Source organism: Bacillus sp. GMs2/2 (genome assembly GCF_050172095.1).
GTDB lineage: Bacteria > Bacillota > Bacilli > Bacillales > Bacillaceae_G > Bacillus_A > Bacillus_A cereus.
This window is the reverse complement of the sequence record NZ_JBNLYE010000604.1, coordinates 1-1777: the sequence shown is the minus strand read 5'-3', so window position 1 is coordinate 1777 and position 1777 is coordinate 1. Positions and strand designations below refer to the sequence as shown.

Here is a 1777-nt window from a genome sequence, read left to right as displayed (position 1 = left end):
TATTTGTAAACGGACAACCTTTTTTAGTTCTTTCAGTAGCTGGTATTGAAATTGCTAGATTAGAGATTTCCCTTCAAGTAGCATTAGCTCTAAGAGTGCTTGGGATACCAATCTGTGATTAATTACCAAATTAAAAGAAAAAGCGGGCATTAGCCCTCTTTTTTTATTTTCTTCTCACCTTTTCTTAACAACAAACAAAATTCAAATTTAATTAATTATAAAAAATTAAAGTATATGAACGTTACATGAAACACTTGTTAAGATAGCTGTCCTTCACACTATTTATTTCGCCGACATTATATAATCAAAGCACACAATGATTAACTTTTTATACGTCTTATTTTAAGTGTGCTAGCATTCTAGGCTAGATAATTATGACTGCAAAAAAACTTCAAGTTCTCGTTTATATAAATTAAATAACGCTTTCACTTTTTGAATCGATTGATAATCTTTAAATTGCTGTTCTCTATCTTCTTATCCTTGAAGAGCACTAATCCAACTATACTCTACATCTACAATATGAAATAATGTTTCTAACATACCCCCAGTTTGCAAAGTAAATCTTCCTCTGAAAGTTGTTCACACCACTTAAACCAATCATCTCTTACTTGCCAATTATATTGAAATAAAGTGTACACATTTATCTCTCCCTTACTTCAATTATCCACCTAACAGCATCTGTTATACATTTAACCATTGACAATCATTTCTCTTCGGCCAAGTTCCTCTACAGCGTGATTAATTATTTCACTTACAGATAAAGAACCATCCAATATGATATCTGAATTTGGCTTAACAGTATGAATTGCCTCTAAATAAGCTTTTCTCGCATATGTCATGTAATGTTCCAAATCATTATGTATTTCATCTATTGTACCTTCCTTAAAATCTCGCAAAATCCTTCTAGCCATCGCAATATCTAAAGGCGTATCAATAAATATAGTTACATCAATGAACTTTCGCATCTCACTATTTAAGTTTGCAAAAGGATAATCTATAATAATATAGTCTAAGCTATTATTTTGTATAAGTTGCTCAATATCATGAATTAATGGTGTTAATACCCACTCGTCATAATTCGCCCCATCATCAATCCATTTACAAATATCAGCAGGACAGTTATCAAATGTATAACTATCAAAATATAAAGCTTTTGAGTTTTTAAACTTATGCTTTAATCTTTCTGTAATTGTAGTTTTACCTCCCCCCGAAACAGCTGCAATTGAAATTATTTTTGTTTTATTATCCACTATACCCACCAAGACCCTTTCGTTAACATAATATAATTATAAATTACTATCGTTGCTACTTCTTCCATTCATATTCTAACATACTCATTTCCCATAAATTCCAATACGTTTCTCCTACTCTTTTTGACTCTCTTAATAAGCCTTCTTTTACAAACCCTATTTTTTCGTAACATGAAATGGCCGATGTATTAAAATCATACACACCAAGAGTTACTCTATGTAGTTTTAATTTGTCAAAAGCAATATGAAGTACTGCTTTCATCATATGTTTTCCTATAGAACGTCCTCTCATCTTCGTATTACCAACTAATACTTTTCCAATTCTAGCGGACTTGTTAATATTATCTATTTGCCCAAGCGAAATATGACCAATAACGTCTGAAGTCTCTTCATCTACCACTTTGAAAGCGAATGTATTTGCACTTTCTATATACTTCTCTAATTGCTGTTCGTCTAAAGGAAATGTGAAGGCATTACCTGACCATTGTATTAGAAATTCTTCGGAATTAATCCAATTTATTAATTGT

General features: G+C 31.2%; 3 protein-coding genes and 1 pseudogene. 1 reads left to right on the top strand and 3 read right to left on the bottom strand.

Annotated features, from left to right (window positions below):
* On the top strand, positions 1-122 hold a 122-nt coding region (locus ACQGS6_RS27830; protein WP_263704957.1), incomplete at its 5' end, for a DUF3956 domain-containing protein.
* Between the two features lie 256 nt (positions 123-378).
* Here the strand turns inward: ACQGS6_RS27830 and ACQGS6_RS27825 are convergent.
* From ACQGS6_RS27825 to ACQGS6_RS27815, 3 genes and pseudogenes are all read right to left on the bottom strand, one after another.
* Positions 379-638 (bottom strand): annotated as a pseudogene (locus ACQGS6_RS27825) (DinB family protein); the annotation flags it as partial.
* A 51-nt stretch (positions 639-689) separates the two neighbouring features.
* Positions 690-1259, bottom strand: a complete 570-nt coding sequence (locus ACQGS6_RS27820) for a hypothetical protein (protein WP_370940960.1) — start codon at positions 1257-1259, stop codon at positions 690-692.
* A gap of 46 nt (positions 1260-1305) precedes the next feature.
* The coding region (locus ACQGS6_RS27815; RefSeq protein ID WP_426965984.1) for a GNAT family N-acetyltransferase at positions 1306-1777 on the bottom strand (472 nt) is incomplete at its 5' end.